At 67.0% G+C, this 21,453-nt stretch carries 20 protein-coding genes; all 20 read right to left on the bottom strand.

The features are described from left to right. Nucleotides 1-111 precede the first annotated feature (111 nt). Entirely contained in the window at nt 112-3,624 is a 3,513-nt protein-coding gene (locus VGK27_09070; GenBank protein HEY3490255.1) for a CxxxxCH/CxxCH domain-containing protein, read from the bottom strand. 2 nt (nt 3,625-3,626) lie between these two features. Next, entirely contained in the window at nt 3,627-4,253 is a 627-nt protein-coding gene (locus tag VGK27_09075) for a hypothetical protein (GenBank protein ID HEY3490256.1), read from the bottom strand. Continuing rightward, a complete protein-coding gene (locus tag VGK27_09080) occupies nt 4,250-5,095 on the bottom strand; it encodes a zf-HC2 domain-containing protein (protein ID HEY3490257.1) in 846 nt (281 codons plus the stop codon). Before VGK27_09080 ends, VGK27_09075 begins: the two co-directional genes overlap by 4 nt. A gap of 43 nt (nt 5,096-5,138) precedes the next feature. Beyond that, entirely contained in the window at nt 5,139-5,723 is a 585-nt protein-coding gene (locus tag VGK27_09085) for a sigma-70 family RNA polymerase sigma factor (GenBank protein HEY3490258.1), read from the bottom strand. Continuing rightward, a complete protein-coding gene (locus VGK27_09090; GenBank protein HEY3490259.1) occupies nt 5,720-6,622 on the bottom strand; it encodes an SPASM domain-containing protein in 903 nt (300 codons plus the stop codon). Before VGK27_09090 ends, VGK27_09085 begins: the two co-directional genes overlap by 4 nt. 58 nt (nt 6,623-6,680) lie before the next feature. Further along, nucleotides 6,681-7,694, bottom strand: a complete 1,014-nt coding sequence (locus VGK27_09095) for a GeoRSP system radical SAM/SPASM protein (GenBank protein HEY3490260.1) — start codon at nt 7,692-7,694, stop codon at nt 6,681-6,683. Beyond that, nucleotides 7,691-8,008: a PqqD family protein gene (locus VGK27_09100; GenBank protein HEY3490261.1), complete on the bottom strand. Its 318-nt coding sequence runs from the start codon at nt 8,006-8,008 to the stop codon at nt 7,691-7,693. The genes VGK27_09095 and VGK27_09100 overlap by 4 nt, the downstream gene beginning before the upstream one ends. Beyond that, nucleotides 8,005-9,009: a permease gene (locus VGK27_09105; protein HEY3490262.1), complete on the bottom strand. Its 1,005-nt coding sequence runs from the start codon at nt 9,007-9,009 to the stop codon at nt 8,005-8,007. The genes VGK27_09100 and VGK27_09105 overlap by 4 nt, the downstream gene beginning before the upstream one ends. Before the next feature lie 5 nt (nt 9,010-9,014). Beyond that, nucleotides 9,015-10,073, bottom strand: a complete 1,059-nt coding sequence (gene yedE / locus VGK27_09110; GenBank protein ID HEY3490263.1) for a YedE family putative selenium transporter — start codon at nt 10,071-10,073, stop codon at nt 9,015-9,017. After that, a complete protein-coding gene (locus VGK27_09115) occupies nt 10,070-10,453 on the bottom strand; it encodes a hypothetical protein (GenBank protein ID HEY3490264.1) in 384 nt (127 codons plus the stop codon). Before VGK27_09115 ends, yedE begins: the two co-directional genes overlap by 4 nt. Before the next feature lie 38 nt (nt 10,454-10,491). Next, nucleotides 10,492-11,400, bottom strand: a complete 909-nt coding sequence (locus tag VGK27_09120; protein ID HEY3490265.1) for a phosphate/phosphite/phosphonate ABC transporter substrate-binding protein — start codon at nt 11,398-11,400, stop codon at nt 10,492-10,494. After that, complete coding sequence (locus VGK27_09125; GenBank protein ID HEY3490266.1) at nt 11,393-13,069, bottom strand: hypothetical protein; 1,677 nt, start codon at nt 13,067-13,069, stop codon at nt 11,393-11,395. The genes VGK27_09120 and VGK27_09125 overlap by 8 nt, the downstream gene beginning before the upstream one ends. After that, nucleotides 13,069-14,898, bottom strand: coding sequence for a NosD domain-containing protein (locus VGK27_09130; GenBank protein ID HEY3490267.1), 1,830 nt, complete (start codon nt 14,896-14,898; stop codon nt 13,069-13,071). Before VGK27_09130 ends, VGK27_09125 begins: the two co-directional genes overlap by 1 nt. Beyond that, complete coding sequence (locus VGK27_09135; protein ID HEY3490268.1) at nt 14,895-15,845, bottom strand: DUF362 domain-containing protein; 951 nt, start codon at nt 15,843-15,845, stop codon at nt 14,895-14,897. Before VGK27_09135 ends, VGK27_09130 begins: the two co-directional genes overlap by 4 nt. A gap of 31 nt (nt 15,846-15,876) precedes the next feature. Beyond that, the gene (locus tag VGK27_09140) at nt 15,877-17,619 is read right to left on the bottom strand and encodes a right-handed parallel beta-helix repeat-containing protein (GenBank protein HEY3490269.1); all 1,743 of its coding nucleotides are present in this window, start codon (nt 17,617-17,619) and stop codon (nt 15,877-15,879) included. A gap of 19 nt (nt 17,620-17,638) precedes the next feature. Then, nucleotides 17,639-18,265, bottom strand: coding sequence for a glycine betaine ABC transporter substrate-binding protein (locus tag VGK27_09145; GenBank protein ID HEY3490270.1), 627 nt, complete (start codon nt 18,263-18,265; stop codon nt 17,639-17,641). Between the two features lie 21 nt (nt 18,266-18,286). Further along, nucleotides 18,287-19,165, bottom strand: coding sequence for an AAA family ATPase (locus VGK27_09150; GenBank protein HEY3490271.1), 879 nt, complete (start codon nt 19,163-19,165; stop codon nt 18,287-18,289). A gap of 62 nt (nt 19,166-19,227) precedes the next feature. Continuing rightward, nucleotides 19,228-20,022 carry a hypothetical protein gene (locus VGK27_09155; GenBank protein HEY3490272.1) on the bottom strand — a complete coding sequence of 265 codons (795 nt, stop codon included), beginning with the start codon at nt 20,020-20,022 and terminating at the stop codon, nt 19,228-19,230. Beyond that, on the bottom strand, nt 20,019-20,990 hold the full coding sequence (locus tag VGK27_09160) for a U32 family peptidase (protein HEY3490273.1): 972 nt from the start codon (nt 20,988-20,990) through the stop codon (nt 20,019-20,021). The genes VGK27_09155 and VGK27_09160 overlap by 4 nt, the downstream gene beginning before the upstream one ends. Nucleotides 20,991-20,995: 5 nt before the next feature. Then, the gene (locus VGK27_09165) at nt 20,996-21,445 is read right to left on the bottom strand and encodes a hypothetical protein (protein HEY3490274.1); all 450 of its coding nucleotides are present in this window, start codon (nt 21,443-21,445) and stop codon (nt 20,996-20,998) included. Nucleotides 21,446-21,453 lie beyond the last annotated feature (8 nt).

Genomic DNA, 21,453 nt, shown 5'->3' on the forward strand with positions numbered 1-21,453 from the left:
GGCGCGCCTTCCTTGACCGGGACCTGCGCGCAGGAAACGAGCGCAAGCGCGGCGAGGGCGAACAGGAGCCGGAGCCCCTCATGCCGAAGCATCATTTGGATAAAACCTCCGTCAGTTGCCGTGACACGCGGTGTTGCAGAAAAACGACTGGGTCGATGAGCCGATATCGCCCCGCATCATTTTGTTGGTCGTTGCCCCGATGACGTTGATCGGGGCGTTGCTCCCGTGCGGATCGTGGCACGTGATGCAGGTCCCATAGCCGGCCCCGTTGTCGCCATAGACCACGTTGTCGGCGTTGGTGGTCAGGTCTTGTATGAGCCAGACAGCCGGTGTCTCGTAGAAACGGTTCAGGTAGTCGGGCGCGGCGCCGATCACCGGGTACCAGGAATAGAGCTTCGGGGCCGGCGGGGTGTTGGCGTGCGGCCTTCCGAAGGTCAGGACGTTGTCGTATGGGGAAACCGTGGTATTCGGGTGCGCGTGCCCGACGTGCGACGTCGGGTAGGTCCAGGTGTGGCAACCGACGCCCAGGGAACCGCACTTCGCGTCGAACGCCAAGGCATAATCCATCTTCCGGGTGGGGGAAACCGGGAAGAACGACGACTTCAGGTGCGAAGTGTTCTTAGTCGGGCTGGTGTCGGCGGTACCCGACTTCGAGGGCCACATGAGCGTGTTGGTGTTCGTGGGAGGATCGGTCAGGCCGGCCGCGCCGCTGGTCTTGTGATCGGCGCCGGAGAGATAGCTGATATCGTGGCAATCCTCGCACTGGATCGGATTGACCGCCAACGGCAAGCTCGTGGAATATTTGCCGTGGCCGCTGGTCAGCCAGTATTTCGCGATGTTCGGCGCGTTGTTGATCACCAGGCCGGTGCCGTCGTCGCCGCCGTGGCATCCCTTGCAGCTGGCGCCCTTGAAGCCGGCGGGGTGGGTGTGGCACTGCGAGCAGCGCGTCGTGGGGTGCCCGTTCTGGGCCCCCGCTCCTCCCCTGCGATAGGTAAAGGTCTGGTTGTGACAGATCTCGCAGATGCCCTGGCCCGTGGACGGCGAGGAGGCATAGCTGGCGGGGCCCTGCCCGGCCACGCTCTGGAAGACGACGCAGTCGAGGCCGGTCGTACGCAGCGGGGTCCCGAGCTTGTCGCTTCCGGCCTGCGTGTCGGTCTGGGTCCTGGGCGCGTTGATCGCCGAACGGAGCATCTTCCAGTTTGCGTCGCCGTGCGGATCGTGGCAATCGACGCATTTCCAGGCGGGGATCGGCCAAGTGTACTTCGTGCCGGAAATGCCGGTTGCATGGGTCTGGGCGTCGACGGTGCGGGTGCCCTTGGCCTGATTGTCGTGGCCGGCGCGCTGGGCGGCGTTGCCGTGGCAACCGAGGCACAGCGTGTCGACGTTGTCGCCGAACGGGCCGGTGAAGTTGCCGAGCCCGCCCGTGGACACGGGAGAGGTCCTGGCGGATCCGAGCCGGTAAGGATCGTTGGAGAGATCGTTCGCGGTGCGACCGATATGTCTGGAAAGCATCGCGTGGCAAACGTAGCAGTCGGGGACGGCGCCGGCGACATTGTCGAAGTGGGCCGGCGGATTCAGGTCGGGAGAAGCGTTCGGGGGATAATTGCCCAGCGCCGCGGTCCGGCCGTGACCCGTGGATAAGTACTGGACGTTGTCGACCGGGCTGGGGAAACCCGCGTTGGGTTGCGGCTTCGATGCCGGCTCGATGCCGCTGTGGCACGAGAAGCAGCTGAGCCCGGTCTGGCCCCAGCGGAGCGCGCCCGACCCGTGACAGCTGACGGTGCAGGTCTGGGTGGTGTTGTCGTAGTTTGGCGACCCGGTCACGATCCCCGTGTCGAAGCCGATATCGCGCAATCCGTTGACGTGGGCGGTCGGCACCGCCGTCTCGATGATGGCGCGCGTCGCGCCCGAGCCTGTGACGATGCCGAAATGGCAAGTCGTGCACTCGATGCCGTTCTTCACGACGTGAGCGTAATGGGAATTGGCCTTGCCCGAGGCAACCCCCCCGTTGACGTAACTCGGCATGCCGAAATCGAGCGTCCCGTAAGTGGGGTTGGGCGTCGTTGTCGTGCCGTAGCCGTGGCATCCGTTGCAGAGAATCTTGCCCGACAGCCAGACGGGAATCCGGTAGTCGACGGTGCAATCGAGCGCCATGCTGGTCTGGACGCGGCCGGCACTATGGCAATAGACGTTCTTGCAGGAGTTGCCGCCCGAACGGGACGGCCCCCCCCATCCGCCGCTTGCGCTGGAGTTGTCGAGCTCGCCGGTCGGCCCGGGGAAAGCCGGGTTGAAATAATTGGTGTTGTCGTAGACGCCGCCGTTTTTGGTCCAGGCGCCCTGGATGGTGATCGACACCTTGGTGTTTTGGTGCAGGGTCGTGTTGTGGCAGACGCCGCAGGCGAAGTTGTAAGGCCCGCTGGAGCCCTTGGGCAGGCTCTGCTTGTTGCCGATGTGACGGGCGTGCGAATCGACATCGGCGCCGGGGGCCGGAAAAGGCGTGAACGATGTCGGATAGGCGACCGTCGCCGTGTCGCTCGGCGGATAGCCGTGGCACATGGAACAACTCGCATCGATCATGTTGTGCTGGTGGCACGAAACGCAGGCCACGGTAGATGCCGAGGCATGCTCGGTGATGCCGGCGGGCGGACGGACAATGTAGGGCGTCGGATTGCTGTATTTGAGGTTGATATTGGTGAAGGTGACCGGGCTGGTCCCGTCGGTCGTGCTGTGGCAGACGATGCACAGCTTCCGGCTCCCGGCGTCGTTGCGGGACATCACGGCATTTTGGAGCGGATTGGCCATATAGGTGCTGGCCGTGACAGGCGACGAGCCGAAGAGGTTGGACCAACGTGTCGCGTCGGAAGACTGGATGCGGGGGCTGAAAAACGCCTGCCTGCCCGTCGTCGTGTTCTCGTACCATTTGTGGGGATCGTGGCAATCGCTGCAGGGCAGCTTGTCGCCTTTGTATAACCCGCTGCCGGGGTCGCCCGACTTGAAATAGTGGCCGCCGGTCTTGGCCAGCATGGTGTTGTCGGTGCGCGGCGTCAGCGAGGCATTTGCACCGTAATTGCTGGGGAAGGGCGGGGAATTTTCGTAATAGCCGGAGTAGGAACCGACGGGCGGATCTGTCTTCATGGTCAAAGATGAGTCGGTCGTGATGGTCGAATCACGCTTCTTGGTCTGGAACCCGAAAGCGATGTCCTGAGGCCTGTGGCTGGACTGGAAGTTGTTGAACGCGGGGAAATCGTCGATGCCCCCGCTGAAATGATAATCATGGCAGTCGTAGCACTGAAGGGTGAAGCCGACCAGGTAGTTGGGCTTGTTGCTGCTGCCGTCGAGCGTAAGCGGGGTGCGATAGTTGCCGTAGGAGTTCCCGTTGACCACTCCGCCGGAGAGCGGGCGAGCCCACAGGACGTTGTCCTGGGCTCCGTGCGGAATGTGGCAAGCGGAACAGACGCCATCGGGCGCGATGGTCGAAGATTTGGTGGACAAACCGGTGGCCACGGAAAAATCGTGGGGGCTGTTGACGACGCCGGCGTAAACGCTGGATGCCGCATAAACGACCAGTATCGCAGCCAGGATGGTTCCTGCCGCCAGAGAAAATCGTTGGGCTTTGTTTTGCAAGGTCAGCGCTCTTTCCGCCTCACTGGTTTTTCGACTAATCCGGACAGCGCGGTAAACCCTGCCCCCTGGATCCCCTTGGTGCCGATCCGGGTCACGATATCGGGCCCCGTGTACCCTTTTTCTATATAAGACGAGAGGACAACCGCGGCGTTCTGGAAATCGCGCACACGATAGCCCATCGTTTTGAGCGATTCTAGAACATCGCGCGATGCAGATAAAGAATTAAGTTTGCTCTCGGCCGCCTCGACCACGAGCGCGGGAGGGGCTTCCTTGGCCATTCCCTCGCGCACCTTGCTGAACACGACGAAATAAGGAAGGCCTTTTTTGCGCAGGTCGGCCGACACGTCGAGGACCCGGACCACCTGGGGACAGTCGAGCTTGTGCAGGAGGATGTCTTCGACAAACGGCTGGAGCTGCGCTTCGGGGATGCCGACCTTGATCGCGCGGTTGTAGGCCTCGCGAACGCGCGCCAGGTCGGACTCGGAGCCCATGCCGTGCGCCTTGCACATCTTTTCGACGCCGACCTTCTGGGCGGAGGACACCGAGAGCGGGGCCAGAAGGATGAGGACGAGCAGGAAGAGCGCCCCGGGACGGCCGGCGGCCGCCCGAAGCGCCGAAGACGGGATCACGAGCGGGCCCCATCCTTCACGAGAAGGATGGAGTTGGTGCCTCCGAAGCCGTCGGGGGCCTGATTGAGAGAATCGGGATCAGGCACGAGCAGGTCGCCGTCGACGATGAAGTTGTAGGCGTAGGCACCCGGTTGCAGCTGGAGGTCGGTCTCCCACATGCCCGTCTTGCCTTCGACGGGCTTGAGCGAAACCCCCTTGGCGTCCCATCCGTTGAAATCGCCGGTGACGGCCACGCGCTGCGCGGTCGGGCTATAAAGGTAGATGTGAACCTCGCGGATGATCTTGACCACGGGCTCGGGCACGGCGACCGCCACGGGGGGATGTGCCTGCGTCTCGGCCTGCGCGACGACCGTCGGAGCCGTAACCGGCGGAGCGGGCTCGGGGCGCGCCCTCGACGGGGCGGGGACGGGAACGGGAACCTGCAAAGCGGCGGCGGGCTCGGGCGGGGTGGCGGTAACCGCCCCCGTGGAGGGCGCCACCGACGCAGTTCTGGATGGGACGGTCCCCTGGGTGCCGTGCATGATCAGGACGGCGGCGATCGCCCCGGCCGACGTGGCGGCCAGCGACCAGCCCCAACCGCGCCACCGGGAAAGCAGCGACGACTTCGGGAAATCGGCGAGGCGGGCCATGATGCGGGCATGGAGCCAGGGGGGCGGCGCGATATCTGATGCCGGCAACGCCCGCATCAGACGGTCGGCTTCCGCGACGTCGGCGTAGAGGTCCCGGCAGGCGGCGCATTGCTCCAGATGCTGCTCGAGCGCCTCCCGCTCCTGGCGCAGGATCTCGCCGTGGATGTAACGGGCCATCGATATTTCGTATTTCTGGCATCCGTTCGTTTTCATAAGGACTATCCCTCTCGTCTTGCATTCAATAATACAAGCGATTTCAGCCCCTTGTTACACCTTTGCCCGATGTTTCCTTGTGATATAGATCCAGCAGCATCTTCTTGCCGCGAAACAGCAGGATTTTGGTGTTGCTGAGTGAAACCTTCATCACCGCCGAGATCTCCTCGTACGTCAACTCGTTGAAATAAAACAGAATGATGCAGGTCCTGTATTTTTCGGGCAGCCGGGCCACGACGCGCCGCAGGGTATCCCCTTCCTGAAGGAGGATGGTCGTGCGCAACGGGTCGCCGCTTCCGTTGGGATCGGCGGTGAACAGCTCGGGATCGACCGCATCGATGTCGACGGTGGCCCCCTTCTGGAGTCGGCGCATCTCGTCGATGCAGAGGTTCTTGGCGATGGAGTAGAGCCAGGTCGAGAACTTCTCCTCGAGCCGGAAGGAGGAGATGAAGCGCCAGGCTCGCAGGAACGTTTCCTGCGTCAGGTCCTGGCAAAGCGCAGGGTCGTGGAAGAAATGGAAGACGAACGCGTGGATCGGCCGCTCATAGCGGGATAGCAGCGCCTCGAAGGCGTCCCGGTCACCATTCTGGACCTTGCGCGCGAGGTCGGAATCGTCGTCGAAGGTCATCGGGACCTCACCTGCCCGGGGCAGGCGGGGTCGGGCGCGTCGAGCGTCCCTTTCGCGACGAGCGACAGCCCACGGCAGCCGGCCCGGCAGGCCGGGAGCGCCTCGCATCCCGCGCATCCGGTCGGGGTCGCTCCGATCGCCGCAACGGCGGCGATGCGGGCGGGGGCGTCCCATAGCTCGCGGAAGGAGGCGTCGCCGGACAGGTCGCCCAGCCGCAACGGCAGGGCGTCGCAGGGGTAAAGCCCCCCGGCGGGATCGACGTAGGCCAGCGCGCCGCCCGCCTGGCAGCCGCCGAACTCGAGCCGCTCACCGAGGCTGCCCGGGAAGTGCCGGGCCAATATGCGCCACAAGAAATAGTCGTGGACGACCAGGCGGCGGGTTCCGAGGTCTGTTTCCCCGGCTTCGAGCGCCTTTTCGAACGAAGCGTACTGCGCCGGGGAAGGCACCGGGACTCGGCCGGTATCGGCCAGCGCACGCACCGCGTTGATGTTGGGCAGGTGGAGCGCTTTCGCAGCGCTTCGGGAAAAGGCGTCGAGCACGCCGGGAAGCCGCGCGATCGTTTCGGCGTCGGGAACGAAGGCTGCCGATCCGGCGCCGGCGGGCAACCGGTCGAGGTCAGACAGGCCGACGATCCGCCACACGGTCTCGACGTATGACAGGCCGCTCGCCGCCTCGGCCGCGCCGGGAAACAGACCGAGCGTCAGCGAAAGCTGCGTGAACCCGCCGGAGAACGTTTCTAGGATCGGGGAAAGGATCGGAAGCGCCCGGGGATCGTCGACCGACAGCTCGACGAAAAGCGGCTCGACGTCGCGAATCCGGGTGGCGATCCGCAACGCCTTCGCAGAATCGCCCGCCGGACCGATGTCCCACCTCACGCGTATGGGAAGAGCAAATTCCACGCCCGCCCTCTTCGGCCCTCCTCGAATAATCTGCCTTATTCTATCCGAACGGGGGAATTTATTCCCCGCCTTCGTCCCCGGCCCAGCAGTGCGGGTCGGGCGCCTCGTAGGACCCGTAAACCGCGAGGGCGCGCGCGGTGCAGCCGCCGAGGCACGCGGAGAACTTCGAGCAGCCGGAACATTTTCCCGTGGCCGACTTGTGGCGCAGGTGGTCGAGCACCGGCGACGATTCCCACATCTCGCCGAAATCATCCCGGAGGATGTGGCCGATGGTAACGGGGATGAAACCGCATGGCGTGACCTCGCCGTCGGGCTTGACGTAGAGCGAGAGCTTGCCGCAGACCGACCCTGCCACCAGCGCCGCCTTGTCCTCGGCGCCCAGCAGCGACAGGATCGGATCGTCGAAGGCGATGTCGATGTCGGTCACGGTCTCGCGCATCGGCACCGCCGCCTGGTAGAACGCTTTCCATTCTTCGGGAGAGAGGTCGAGCTGGTCCTTGTTGAGGCCCCCCATCCCCGAGCACTTGAAATTGTGCAGGTCGATCGTGTGGGCGCCCAGCTCGCGCGCCAGCGCCACGAGCGCGGGGAAGCCGGTATGGTTGATCTTGCAAATGACCGAAGAGATCGAAAGGGGGACCCCCCGCTCGCGGAGCAGACGGGCGGCGCGCACCGCCTTGTCGAAGCTGCCCGGCATGCGGCGGAACGCGTCGTGCGTGGCGGGGTCGGCCGAGTCGATGCTGATGCCAACGCCATGGAAGCCCGCGTCGCGGATCCGGTCGGCCGCCGCCGCGTCGATCAGCGAGCCGTTGCTGTTCATCGTCACTTTCAGCCCCTTGCCCGTCGCGTAGGCCGTCAGCTCGAAAAGGTCCTTCCGGAGCAGCGGCTCGCCGGTGCCGTAGTTGAGGAACATGACCGAGTGGTCGGCGAGGATGTCGACCACGCGGCGGGCGTCTTCGGAAGACAGCTCGGGCGCCTGGTCGAGCCGCGAGAAGCAGTGGCTGCAGACGAAGTTGCAGCGGGCCGTGATGCCCCAGTTGACGGTGACGGGCGATGCCAGGTGGGTGAGCGTCACGAGAGCGTCACCCAGCCGCGGGAGGCGATGCCTTCGAGGAACGCCTGCACCGCCTCGATCGTCTCGGCGGGCTCCCAACCGAACAGCTCGGCCATCTCGGCCGCGATCGCCGCGTCGTCCTTCACGCCGTCGATGCGGGTCCAGATCTCGGCGCCGACCAGGTTGAGCTGGTGGATGCCCCCCTTGATCATGAGGGTGAGCACGCCCTGGTCCTCGAAATCGTCCTCGTCGTTGCGCGCCGCATCCCACGCCGCGTCGTAGTTCTTCTTCTCGAGCCGCCAGACGATCGCGGGATTGCGTTCGGGCCGCATCATTTCCCCCTGTTCTCGCTGAATTCGAAACGGGCCTTGACCGACGGGTAGCGGTCGACGAGCTCCTGGAACCCCATCGACAGGATCAGCGTCGCCGAGAGCGAGATCAGCAGGAACGCGACGACGACGCGGCGGCGGCACATCGTGAAAAGCACCGACATCGCGGGGATCGAGGTGACCGGCCCGCCGATCAGGAATGCCAGGGCGGGCCCCTTCGCCATCAGCGGCAGGCTGTAGAGGATCGCCGCGGCCGTGATCTCGTTGACGTGGATCGGGACCGAGAGAAACGATACGAGCAGCACGTTCCGGAGCGACCCGTCGCCCAGGTAGCCGGAGATCCATTGCCACGGGAGGTAGTTCTCGGCCAGCGTCGCGATGAACACGCCGATAAGGGTGAACTTGCCGGTCTTGAGCGTCAGTTCCCATGCCTTGGCCAGGAAGATGACGAATTGCCCATGCCCCTTTCGCGCAAGCCGGTTGCTCCACTGGTCGCCGCAGGTGCAAGACAGCTCGCCGGGGCAGTCGGCCGCGTGGATGTCGATCTTGCCTTTGAGGCGGAGCTGCTCGCCGGGGGGGCCGAACCAGCCGATCCGTTCGAGCCACCAGGTGATCGTTCCCGCGAAGGCGCCCAGGAAGAGTGCCGAGAACACCTTGAGGTTGGCCCAGGGCAGGCCCAGGTAGCCCGCGGTGATCGAGTAGCCGCTCGGGCTCATCAGGGGCGAGATGATGAGCAGCGTCATGGCGGGCGCCAGCGGGACGCCCGAGGAGACGAGCGACACGAAGATGGGGATGGTGCCACAGGAGCACAGGGGCGAGATGATGGCGATCAGGATCGCGCCGGGAATCGCCCAGACGCCGAAATTGCCGAGCGTGTCGCGCATCCGGACGTGGAGCCGGAAGGTGCGGATGACGGCGCCGACGAACACGCCCACCAGGAAATAGGGGAAGACGTGCCACAGCTCGACGAGGAAATCCTTGCCCAGTTCGAGAAGTGCTGCTGCCATCGCGTTTACGCTGCCTTTCGCTTGAACGCCGCCACGGCCAGGAAGAGCGCCCAGCCCAGCAGCACCGTCAGTTTGCCCGCGTCGGTCACGCCGGCAGGAGAGGAGCCGATGCCGAGGCGGACCGATAATCCCGCCGCCAGGAGCATGCCCGCCACGGCCGCCGCGGCATCGAGATCGCCCGTCGCGGCGCGTACCAGCTGCCTGAACGGGCAGCCCGCGATCAGCGTCGCGCCGAAGCCGACCATCGCCAGCGCGAGGAACGCCCAGGTCAGGTCGGTGTGCGCCCCCGCCTCGAACGCCAGCGTCGGGACGAACGTGCCGCCCGCGAGGTTGAACGCCAGCACGGCCCCGAGGAAGGCGACGGTGCCCGCCCCTTCCCGGAAATCGCGCAGGAGTGCCGCATTGCGCAACGATCCCGTGACGCAGAAGCGGCTTCGCTGCCCGGCCGCGCCGAAGAACAGCCCCGCGGCCAGCGAGATCGCGAAAGGGGCGTGCGAGGTACCGCCGGGCAGCGCCTGCCCGGCGCCGTAGACCGCCATCGCGAGCAGCGCGAACGCCGCCACAGGAATGGCGAAACCGAGCGGTTCCGGCAACGCACGCCGGGACGACAGGGAAAAGCCGTCTCTCAGGAACAGGACCGCCAGGAGCACGCCGCCCGTAAGGCCCGCGAGGCCCGTCAAACCGGCCACCCCCCCGCTCGCCGTGCGAAGCAACGCCTTGATCGGGCAGCCGATGAAGACCTCGCAGCCCAGCAGGATGAAGGCGCCGCCGACGAAATGGAGCAGCGTCGACGAGCCGCCGCCGACCCGGAATTCCTTCGTGGAGAATGCCGCGAAGAAGGCGCCCAGCACGATGCCGAGCAGCTCTGGACGCAGGTAGCTTTGCGCAGCGCGCGCGTGAAGCCCGATGCTTCCGGCGACGTTGACGAGGAAGCAGGAGGCGCACAGCCCGCTGGATGCGGGGTTCCCGAGAAGCGTCAGCGTCGCGGCCGCCAGCCCGAACAGGGCGCCCACGACCGCCAGCGACCACGCCTCCTCCGGATAGACCAGCAGCCGCCGGATCATCCGCAGCCCCCGTAGATGCGCCGGAACAGGAAGGAGGCATCGGAGAGCGCCGCCGGCCCGGCATGGAGGCGTCCCGCCTTGAGATCCTTGACCCAGGCGTCGAGCCGGCGCTCGAACGCGCTGCCCAGGTAGCGGGTGTCGGTCCGGTCGGCCAGCCGCGTGTCGGCCACGACGGCCGCCCGATATTGCGACAGCGCCGCGCCGACGTCCCCCCGCGCTTCCGCTTCCCGCGCCTTCGACAGAAGCGATTGCGAAAACCCGGCATCCTGCGTCCTGCAGGCAGAGTCGCCGTCGACGGAAAGCGAAAAACGGCCGATCGCGGCCACGCGCCCCGCCCCGGCCAGCGACAGGACGGCCAGCACCGCCGTCAGTCCCGTCAATTTACGCCCGTGCAACACGTCTATCGCCTCGCCGTCTTTCAGAATTTTTCGTAGGGGGGCAGGTTGGCGCGACGGGCCATCCGCCTGAGAACGTCGAATTCTTCGTCGCGCGTGGGGGAATAACCGCGAACCCCATCCCTCTTTAATACGTTGAGACGCTCGCCTTTTACTTCAGCGAAATCGCCGGGCGACAGCCGGAGCAACGCTTCCCGGAGCCGGTTGGCCTCTTTGGGGTCGAGCTGCGGCAGGGCGAAGAAGGTGCAGTTGGGAACGGGCGGGGATTTCGCGAGCACGCGGAAATCGGACATCCGCACCTTGCCCTCGGCCGACATCCGTTCGAGGTCGCCCACCTTGACCGCGCCGGCGTCGACCGCCCCGTAGAGGATCGAATAGACCACTTTCTCGTGCTGCCAGGCGCCGGGCAGGAAGGTGTAGCTGCCGAACAGTTTCTCGGGATCGAGCCCCGCGGAGAGCAGCGTGTCGTACTGCGTCAGGTATCCGCCGGGCGAAAGGACGGGCCCGAAGACGATCTTCTTGCCGGCCAGGTCGGCCAGCGTGCGGGCGGGGGAATCGGAGCGGACCACGATGAGCCCGCCGGTATCGCGCCCCGTGTCGAGCTTTTCCTCGCGCGCGAGCAGCGTGCAGCCGACCTTCTCCTTGACGTTGACATAGATGTAGCCGTTGGCCTGGACGGCATCGAACCGCTTCTGCCTGGCCATCTCGACGAAATCGGTGGTGTTGACGTGGGATACGACGACCTTGCGGCCGAGCTCCTTCTCGAGCCAGGCCCCGAGCACCTCGAAGCGCGCCTGGTTCTCCTCGAGCGAGTTGCACACCTGGAAGCCGATCCGCAAGGGGGGCTGCGGAGGGCGAAGAAGGGCCTTTGCCGAGACCAGCACGGTTCCCAGCAGAAGCAACGCGAATACGGCTTTGGATACTCTACTCAACCCGGACGATTCCCAGACCCGGCACGACCTTGCCATCGTGAACCGGAATATTTGTTGTCCCCTTGGGGGACCCGATCTTCGTGCCCTTCAGGACGACCGCTGCCGGACCGGACAGGTGGACCGCGTTGCGCCCGTAGCCGGCGATCTCGCCGCCAGAAAGGACCACGCTCCCCTTCGAGGCGCTGATCCCGTCGACCCGGCTTCCCGACGAACGGAATGACTCCATTGTAACATCGCCTTCGAGCAGCGAGAACGCGGCGAGCCCGGAATCGTCGACCGACACCCCGGTGATCCGCGCGGTCCCTTCCTGGACCGACAGCGGGACGTACATCCGCGAGAAGCGTCCCGGCCCGAAGCTCGCGCGGCTGTCGCGGAGCCGGATGCCGTACCACCCGGTGTCGCGCATCTCGACCTTCGCCAGCGACACGGCGCTCCGGAACAGGTTGACGCCGGAGACCGCGTCGCGGACCGACAGCCCGTCGATGCGGACCGTGGCGTCGCGCCCGCGCATGGCGCTTTGGACCTCATCGACCGAGATCCGGGCCAGCGACACCTCGGATTCCTGGAACTGCAAGCCCCGGCAGCAGCGGAAGATGCGGATGTCGGTGGCCGATAACCTGCTGAAGTGGGCGTGCAGCCCCCGATAGCTCCCGGCCACATCGACGTGTTCGAGCACGTTCTCGCCCTGGTCGCTCGCCATGAAGCTGATCGAATCCCACAGCCCCCGGGTGTCGCCCTCGGACGGGAAAAAGCCGATCGGCTTCTCTTTCGTGCCGCGCGCAGCCAGGTTGCCCTGGAGAAACAGGCCGTTCTCGCCGATGCCGTCGCCGTCCGTGTCGCGGAAAGTGAAGAAAAGGCGGGTGCCGGGCAAAAGCGTCAGCGTCGTTCCCGGCGCAACCCGGATGACCCCGTCGACGACGATGTCGCCCGAGAGCGTCCGGTCGTGGTCGATGAACGTGTCGCTCATCCGGGCGGCAGTCGACGGCGGCCGGGGGACGGCAAAGGAAACCGGGGGCGGCGGCGCGACGTCGGGATCCCACGCGACGGCGTCGGCCTCCTCGTTTCCCTCGGACACGAAGGATGCGGGGGCCGGGCCGGCGCCCGCAAAGCGGACGAATCCCACGCCGTTGCCGGCGGCCCGGAGCATTCCGGCCGGTTCGGTCCGGAGCCGCCCGCCGGGGAAGAGCGCGACGCCGGTGCGGCAGTCGCCCACGGACAGACGGCCGGAGACGGCGGCCTCTCCGCCAGCCAGCACCGTCAACCCCGCTTCGGCGCCGGTGATCGCACCGCCGGAAAACAGGGCGCGGCCGCCGTCGACCACGATCCCGCCGGTGCGCCCCGGAAAGCGGAAAGCGGCGTTGTCGGCCGCGAGCGTGCCCCGAACGACGATCTCGACGCCCCCGTAGAAATATTCGGGATCGACCTTGGTGGAATCGCTCCGGTCGAACAGGAAGACCGTTCCGGGCGCCGCGGACAGCGTCGCACCGGGAAGCACCATCACGTCGTCGGTGACATGGACCTCTCCCGAGACGCGCGTCTCCCCCGACAATTTTCCGGAAAGGGTTCGCCCCGCCGGGCCGACGCCGGGCGCCTCTGCCGCGCGGGATGCCGCGGAGACGAAGAGCAGTGCCGGCAACGCCAGCGACGCGGCGACGACGCGGAAGCGCATCAGTTCACGGCGGGGGCGAACCGGAGCACGGCCGGCGTGAGGCGGCCTCCCCGGGCCTGGACCACGACGGGGCCGATGCGTTCTTCCCCTACGCCGCCGGGGACGCCGGGGACGGACTTGCGCAGGAACGCCGCGAACTCGCCCTCCCCCGCCTGCGACACGGAAAACGCGCCCTGCGCGGAAACGACCGACGAACGCGCCAGCGGACGTCCGATCGTCTCTCCGGGACGATAGAAATAGACGATGTACCCCTCGGCCGGAGAACCGCCGAGGGAGGCGGTCCCGGAGAGGAGGTTTCCCTCGGCGGAAGCCTCGGGATTTCCGGATGCCTCCTCCTGGCCGAGGTAACCGCGCTTCTCGAAAAGCGGAATCTCGAGATCGGTCACGGTCGATGCCACGACCTCGACCGGAGCATCGGGCCAGACGCCGAACAGCCCTCCCTCCTCGACCACGCCGATGACGGCGCCGCCGGGACGCTTCCGGGCGGCGGGCAGGTATTTCCCCGGGCGGAGGACCAGCAGCGCCGCACCCGTGGCGCCGGTCAGCGCCGACGCCTCCCCGGGCCCCCGGAAGTCGGGGGAATCGGGACGGAAGGCCTGGACGGTGGCTCCGGCGACGGGAATGCCGTCGAGCGTGACGCGCACGAGAAACCCGGACCGATTCGCGGCGGCAGCGCGCACAGTCTTGCCGGCCGGCGCCAGGATGGCGGGCAAGGCAAGGACGGCGCGCTCCCCCGCCTCGACCGTGACCGGGTTGCGTCCCGGAAAAGCGAACAGCGACCCGGGACCTGTCCCCTTGCGGCCCGACACGAACCAGCGTCCGGGCGGTACGGGGAGGCGATAGAGGCCGTCCGCGTCGGTGACGGCGCTCGCGGCGAAATCGTCGGGGAAAAGCCCGTCGGCGGGCGACGCCAGCGCACGGACTTCGGCGCCGGGAACCGGCGACTGCCCCCGGACGAAGACGCCGCGAATCTCTGCGCCGGTTGCGGGCGGAAGCGCGAGCATCGGCGCAAGCTTCGCCCGGCCGATCCCCGGAAGGCTGCCCCCGTCGTAGATTTTCGTGCGGGCGGATTCTTCATTGCGGGTGCCCCACCAGTTGCCGCCGGCATCGATGTCCTCGGCGTGGAGGTCGCCCAGCCGCAGGTTGAAGCGGCGGTTGGCGTAGATCGCGTTTTCGCGGATGAGGGATGCACTGTCCTTCGAGTGCAGGAAGATCCCGTCGCCGTTCCCGTAGACCAGGTTGCGCCGGATCTCGTTGCGGCAATCGCGGAAGTTGATGCCTCGGATCTCGTTGCACGTGAAGACCGAGTCTTCGATGCGCACTTTCGAGTTGCCCATCCGCATCCCTTCCTCGTTGTCCCGGAACGTGCAGTGCGAGACGGAGAGCTCCGAGAAATGGGTGTGGAAGGCGTAGCGGGCGCCCTCGAAGATGCACCATTCGAACCGACTGCCCGTGCTGAACGTGAACAGCAGCTTGTCCCATCCCCCGGCGAAGGCCTTGCCGCCGGACGGGGAAAACAGGATGGGCGCGTCTTCGGTCCCGGCGGCGACCACGCGACCTTCGATCTTGAATCCGCCCCCGACGAACCCTTCGTGCTCCTCGCCCGCCGCGTACGTGCGCGGCTCGAACAAAACCCGCGTCCCGGGGGCAAGCGTCAGCGTCGCCCCCTTGCGGACGTGGACGATGCCGTCGACGCGGACGTCGCCGTGCCATTCGGTGTCTTTCTCGATGACGACGACGGAGGGAACCGACGGCCCGCCTTTCGGGACATGCGCACAGGCAGCGAAAGTAAGCGCCAGCGCGAGAACCGTCAGGACACGCAGCTTCATCCCTCGGCGATCCGCCAGGCGGAGGGGGACGAAAACCAGAGGCCGGAATCGAGCGCCTTCTTGAGGTGGGCCACGTCGGCCGCCTTGAAGCCGAAGATCCGGTCGGCGGCGGCGAGATCGGCCGCCAGCGCGTTCCCCGAGGCGAACACGGTGTTGAACGCCTTGACGTCGGCCAGGTTGCCCCCGGACGGACCGTTCCGGAGCAGCACGCGCGTGGCGTCGATCACGGTCAGGCGGGCGGGGATGCGCCGCTGGAGATCGACCAGGCAGTCGGCCAGGTTGAAGTGAAGCTGCCCGCGGTTGCCGCCCATGATGCCCATCATGTTTTTCAGCCCGAGCGTGATGCCCGCCAGCGAGTGGTGCTTGGCGACGGGGAGGTTGATGATCTTGTCGGCCTCGAGCGCGTCCCGGTAGAGTTCCCATTCCTTCATCGCCGTCGCTCCGGGGATGACGGTGCGGACGAACTTGCGATCCTCGACGTGGTAGATCTGCACGCTCCGCCCGGCGCCCGACTTGGCGGCAAATCTCTCGACGGCATCCTGGATGCCGCTGTTGACGTAGCAGCGTCGCGGCTCGTTGCAGGTGCGGTCAAAGACGCGCACCGACTTTGCCCCTGCGGAAAGACACAGCTCGGCGACGGCGACGACCAGCTCCGGGTCGGTGTCGGCGGCCTGCTCGGGCTTGCGGTCCCAGCCGATGTTGGGCTTGAGTACGACGACGTCGCCGCGCGAGACGAAGGCGCCGATGCCGCCGACGGCCGCGATCGCGCGACGCACATTGGCGGCGACGCCCGGCCCCGACGCGGCCCCCACGACGGCGCCGCCCTTCGGATGCGGCGCGGGTGCGGCCTTGGCAAACGCCGGGATCGACCCCGAGGCGGCGGCCAGCCCCGCGGCCCCTCCGGCCAGCTTGAGAAAATCGCGTCGATTCATTCCGCCACGGTCCATGCGTACCCTTTCGTGTCCGGCGCGCCGCGCCTCAATCGGCGCCCGCGACCGGACGACGCTTCAAGACGGGGGAGACGGGGATCTTTTCCTTGGTTCCGGGGTTGCGGAAGTCGCGCAGCTTCGGTTTGCGGCCGCCCCAGTAGTTACCCGACAGATCGAGACCGCCCTTGGCCCAGTCGCCGATCTTGGCGTCGACCTCCAGGTTCTCGATCCGGCACCCGTTGATTTTACCACCCCCGGCGCCGTCCCTGTAGAAGAGCCCGGTCCGGTTCCCGGAGATGACCGAGGCCGTGATGCGCGGACCGCCATCCCAAAAGCGAAGACCGATCTCGTTGCCGACGATGCTGCAGCGGTCGAAACGGGCCCCGGTGCCCTTGAGCCGCGCCCCGCCGCCGTTGCCCCGGAGCGTCGTCCGCGCGATCGTCACGTCGCCGTCGTGGATGTGCAGCCCCCAGAGCGCCCCCTCGAACAGCGCGTATCGGATCACGACGTCGGCCTCCTTCATGAAGACCTCGTTCCAGGGGCGAGCGGGGTCTAACCGGGCGAAGCGGACGGGCCTTCCGCGCTCGCCCTCGACGCGAAGCTTGCCGAACACCTTGAGGCCGCCGTCGGGAACACCCGCCTCCCCGTGCTCGTCGCCCGAGAGCAGCACCACGGTGCCGGGGCGGATCGTCAACGTCGCCCCCTTCTCGACCGTGACCGGCTCGGTGATCTTTACGGTGCCTTCCCAGCTCTCTTCGGCGGAGATCGAGCGCCCGAAGGCCGCGGCGTCGCCGGGACACGCGAAGGACAGGACGGCCGGAATGAGGAGCACGGCCGCCCCGAGTGGGGCGGCGCGCCTGGCCTTGCGAAACAGGTCGATCGATAGGGAAACGCCGAACAGGAGCGCCCCGGCCCAGAACCATGGAGCGCCCGGCTCGCGCGTCATCTGCAGCCCGATGACCCGGCTGCCCGTCTCGTCGGGCCTGGCGACGGTCAGGCAGAAGGTGAAGCCGCCGAACGCGCCCGGGTGGTTGATCCGGATCTCTTCGACCTCGGGAGCGATTCCCGGCCGCACGAATCGGACGCGAGCGACGTATTCGGCGATTTCGGGATCGGCCCACGCGACGGGAACGACCGTGAATCCGCCGGGCGCCGACGCTCCCGACGACCCGGTCCGAATCCCCGTTACGCGGAGGTCGCCGAGCGAGGCGTCGAACGTCAGCGCCTTCCGCGAGATATCGAAGCGGCGCGGAACGACCGTCAGGCCGGTGCCCGGGACGTCGAACGGAACGCCTTCCCGGACGTGAAACGGCCCGTGCTTGCCTCCGGATGCATCCCGGATGCCGATCTGGAGGTCCATGGGATGGTATCTCTCGGTGTATCCGAGCGCCTCGACCGTGAATGGAAAGGATTTGTCGACATTGTCGCGCCAGTCGAAGTACGCCGCGGAGCGCTCCCCGACCCGATAAAGCTGCGTCCCGACGAATGCGAAGCGGGCATCGACGACGAGGCCCGCCATCAGCATGACCAGGCCGGCATGCAGCCCCAGGAAGACGGCGGCCCGGAAGCCCCGGAACTGACCGGTTCGCAGACGGGTGAAGGCGCAACAGGCGACGTTGAGTGCGAGGAGCAGCGCGGGTGCGAGAAACAGGGGGGAACGATAAAGGTTGATCGAGCCCTGGCTCGCGAACGAGGTGGCGCCGGTGTAAAGGAATGCCCCGACCGCGCCAAGCGCCGCCAGAACCAGGCACAGGGCGATGGTCAGCCGCGTCGACGAGAGGAACCGGAGCAACGGGGCTGCCGCCGCCGGGTCAGATCAGCTTGCGAGACTTGAGGAACTTCCGGGCGACCGTCTTCGGGTCGGAAGCGCCTGCTTCCCGCACGAGCGTCGCCATCGTCTCGTTGTCGAGGACGCCGCGCAGCTTCCCGAGAAGCTTGGGGAGCGCCGGAAACTTGGAGAGCGCATCCTTGCAGAGCATCAGGCCGGCCGGTCCCGGCTTTTCGCCCGCCCGACCCTTCTCGGTGAAGTAGCGGTCGTATCCGAACGGCTCGAGCCAGACGACATTGAACTTGCGGTTGAGGATCTCCTTGATGCGGGCGAAATTTTTCTCTTCGTCCTGGGACGGCGCCTCGCCGCCCCACTTGCGGAGGACGACGCCGGAGTAGTCGCTGTAGATGCTGATCTTGTCGGTGCGCATCGCCTCGAACGCCTCGTCGCGGGTGGCGAAGCGGGTCAGCTTGACGGTCGTGCCGGTGCGCTCGTCGATGAACACGGCCAGCAGGTTGGCGACCATCACCTGGTCGGGGCTGTCGTAATGCCCGATGAACAGGGTGCGGCCGACGCAGGCCGACGCGCGGCCGGGGACCGAGGCCGAGATCGCGCACGCGAGGGCGACGGTCAGCGCAACCGCCGAAAACCAATAGGCAAGTCTTTTCAACGTCTCCTCCGAAGTCACGGTTCAGAACGAATAGTGGTGCGGGCAGTCTTCGTCGAATATGCGATGGTAGCCCGACTCCATGTCGGGGGTGAGCCACGGAGTGATCCCCCCGAGCGCATCGATCAGGTGGCGCTGGCCGACCCGGACGTTTCCCCCTTCGACCGCAAGGATCGCCGCCTTGCGGCAGATGTTTTCGATATCCCAGCCGGTGCAGCCGATGGCCAGCCGGGCGACCTCGCCGAAATCGACCGCGGGGTCGATCGGCATCTTTTTCGTGTAGATGCGGAAAACCTCCTCGCGATCCTGCGCGGACGGCGGGGCGACGAAAATCTTCCGGTTGAACCGCTTCTTCTCCTTGATGGCGGCCTGGTCGACCACGTCGATGCGGTAGCAGGAACCGACGAGACGGACGGCGGGCACCTCGAGCAGCCCGTCGATCAGCCGGAGGAACTTTTCGGTGAACGCCATGTCGGCGAAGGTGGGCGGCTTGGCGCGCAGGTTGCCCGGGGACCAGGAATAGTCGGCGCCGGCCCGGGGGCAAAGCCAGTCGATGTCGGAGATGAAGAAGACGCACGGGGCTTCCCGGACGGCGATCTCGAACGCTTCCTCCATCCGGTCGATCTTGCCCAGCATCTCCTGGCCCGAGACGTAGGCGTAGGTGACGCCCGCCTCGGTGGCCGCCGCCTCGGCCAGCATCGTGATGCCCTGCCCCAGCGGCCCCCAGACCATGACGCCGGAGGGCAGCTCGACGCCCATGCGGGCCAGCTCGTCGCGGCGGGTCAGCGGAAGGCAGACCATTTCCTTCATCTTTTCCTTGGGCCCCGCGAGGCCGCCGATGTCGGCCCAGGACAGGCGCGGGTCGCGCACCTCGTAGAAAACGTTTTCAAGCCGTCTATGCACGGGAGTCTCCGTCTGATGACAATCTTTATATGATACGTCCGGGGCGGGCGGAATTCTACATCTCAGGGGCAGCCGTCGTATCGGACCCGGATGGTCCGGACGCCGGAATCGGCCTGCGGCGCCTCGTCCTTCCGCTCGGCGAATCGCGCCTTCCCGCGCGCGATGAGATCATCCCCCATCGACGGCTCGCGCAGCCGCACCCGGCCTTCGCGGCAATGCCTCGGGCAGGCGGACACGGATGCGGAGGAGGCCCCGCCGAGCCACGGGCAGCGGTCGGACACGGTCACGATGGGCCACCCCTCGTGCACGAAGAGCAGCGGCGTCTCCCCTTCCCCGTCCGCCATGGGCATTGCCCGCGGGATACCCCACGGAAGCGCATCGACGTGAAAGCCCCGGATTCCCATCTTCCCGGTCAGGAATCGCGACGCGACGGGCGACGAATGGAGCCCCTCGCCGTGCCACGCGCGTTCTTCGTCCGTCAGCCGATCGGACACCCCGATGCGGGGGCAGCTTTTCTGGCCCGACAACAGCCGGCCGAGCGTCAGCGGGAGTTCGGGGAACAGCGTTCGCCACGCGTAGAGCGCGCCCCAGTCGTTGACCGAGAGCGTCACGTCGGCGCCGGCCGGGATCGATCGCAGCAACGCGGTGACGCGCTTGAGCTCGGCGTCGCGCAGGTATGGCGTCAGCAGCAGCAGCGGGATGTCGCGCGCCGACGTCTCTTCGATCGCCTGCGTGAGCGCTATTCGGCCCGGCAGAAGGTGGATGCAGTAGTCGCTGCCGATCGCGGCTCCCACGCCGGCCGGGAGGCGCGGGATCAGGACGCCGTCGGGGTCCGCGTAGCGGATCTCGGAGATCACGGGCGATCCTCCTCGCCGGGACGGAATTCGGGGAAATAGCAGTTGGCGGGGCTGCAGGGCCGGCCGAATATCTCCCGGTAGAGCGCCTTCCCCCGGCGTGCGCACGACGAAGCGCTCCCCGCGTCGGGCACACCCTCGTCGCGCATCCGGCGCACGGCTTCGACCGCCGCGACCTTCCGGGCGGTCTCGGACCCGCGCCCGACGATCTTGAACGCGTGGATGCCCGCGGCCGCCAGCATCGGCACCGCGCACAGCCCGCACGAATAGTAGCGGTCTGCGCCCTCGTTTCGGTCGAGCGCCTTGCGCACCATCGGCGGCATCTCGGGGGCGATCCCCTCCCATTGCTTTTCGTAATGCAGCTCGCACGGCCACGTCCGGTTCGGATCGTCGTGCAGGTGGCCGCAGAAGCCCTCGATGTTGGGGCAGCGCCCGCGCATCCCGATCACCTCGACCGGAGTCTTGCACGAGGCGGCCACCCGGGAGGCCTCGGCCACCGAGAGCTCGCGCGCCAGGACGACGCGTGCCGCGCCCAGCCGGGCCAGGAAGGAGACCGCGGCGCCGTTGAAGGCGGAGAACAGGGTGCTCGCGTGGAGCTCGAACCGCCGGAACCGCCGGTCGCGCAGTGCGAGCAGAAGCGCCAGGTCGGAGACGATCGCGCCGCGCACTTCCCGCGCCGCGAGCTCGACGACGAAGTCGACGAGCCTGGGGAGCATGGCGTCGGGGATCGGCGTGGCATTCAGGACGACGTAGACGGGCAGGCCGCGCAGGTTGGCGGCGTAGACCAGCGCGTCGAGCTCCTTCAGGGAGGGCAGGTTGGCCGCGTCGAAGGTCCGGCGGTTGCACGAGACGAGCGGCCCGAACGCCTCGGCCCAGAACGGCGGGACGATGCCCGCGTAGAATTCCTCGGCGCCGGCATCAGCCAAAAGGGGCAGTTCGTCGGCGCGATCGACGGGGGACAGGATGCGCATGGCCGCTATTTTCCCCCCTGGACGGTCACGCCGCGCCGCGTCACCCCGGCCTGGTCGCCCGAGATCCCCTTGGCCGCGCAGTGGACGACCGCGTTCTCGAGGATGCCCACCGAGCCGCGCTCGAAAACGATGCCGCCCCAGGGGCCCGCCGCGCAGCCCCCCGCCGTGTCGAAGCGCACCGGCTTCGAAGGAACGCCGCGCACCAGCAGACGCCCGCGCACCACGATGTCGGCCCCGACCTTGGGCTGGACCAGCACCTCGGTGCCCGGCTCGATAGAGACCGTCACCCCTTCGGCGATGACGACCGTGCCCGTCAGCCGGATGATCCCTTCCCACGACCCGGAGGCCTTGATGTCGCCCCGGTAGAAGCGGGCATTCGCGTGCGGAAACGCCACCCCCGCCAGGCCGCAGGCAAGGAGCAGCGCAGCCAGGACGCCCGCACGGACTCGCGACACGTTCCGCC

The sequence above is a fragment of the Candidatus Deferrimicrobiaceae bacterium genome (assembly GCA_036504035.1).
Lineage (GTDB): Bacteria > Desulfobacterota > Deferrimicrobia > Deferrimicrobiales > Deferrimicrobiaceae > JANXPS01.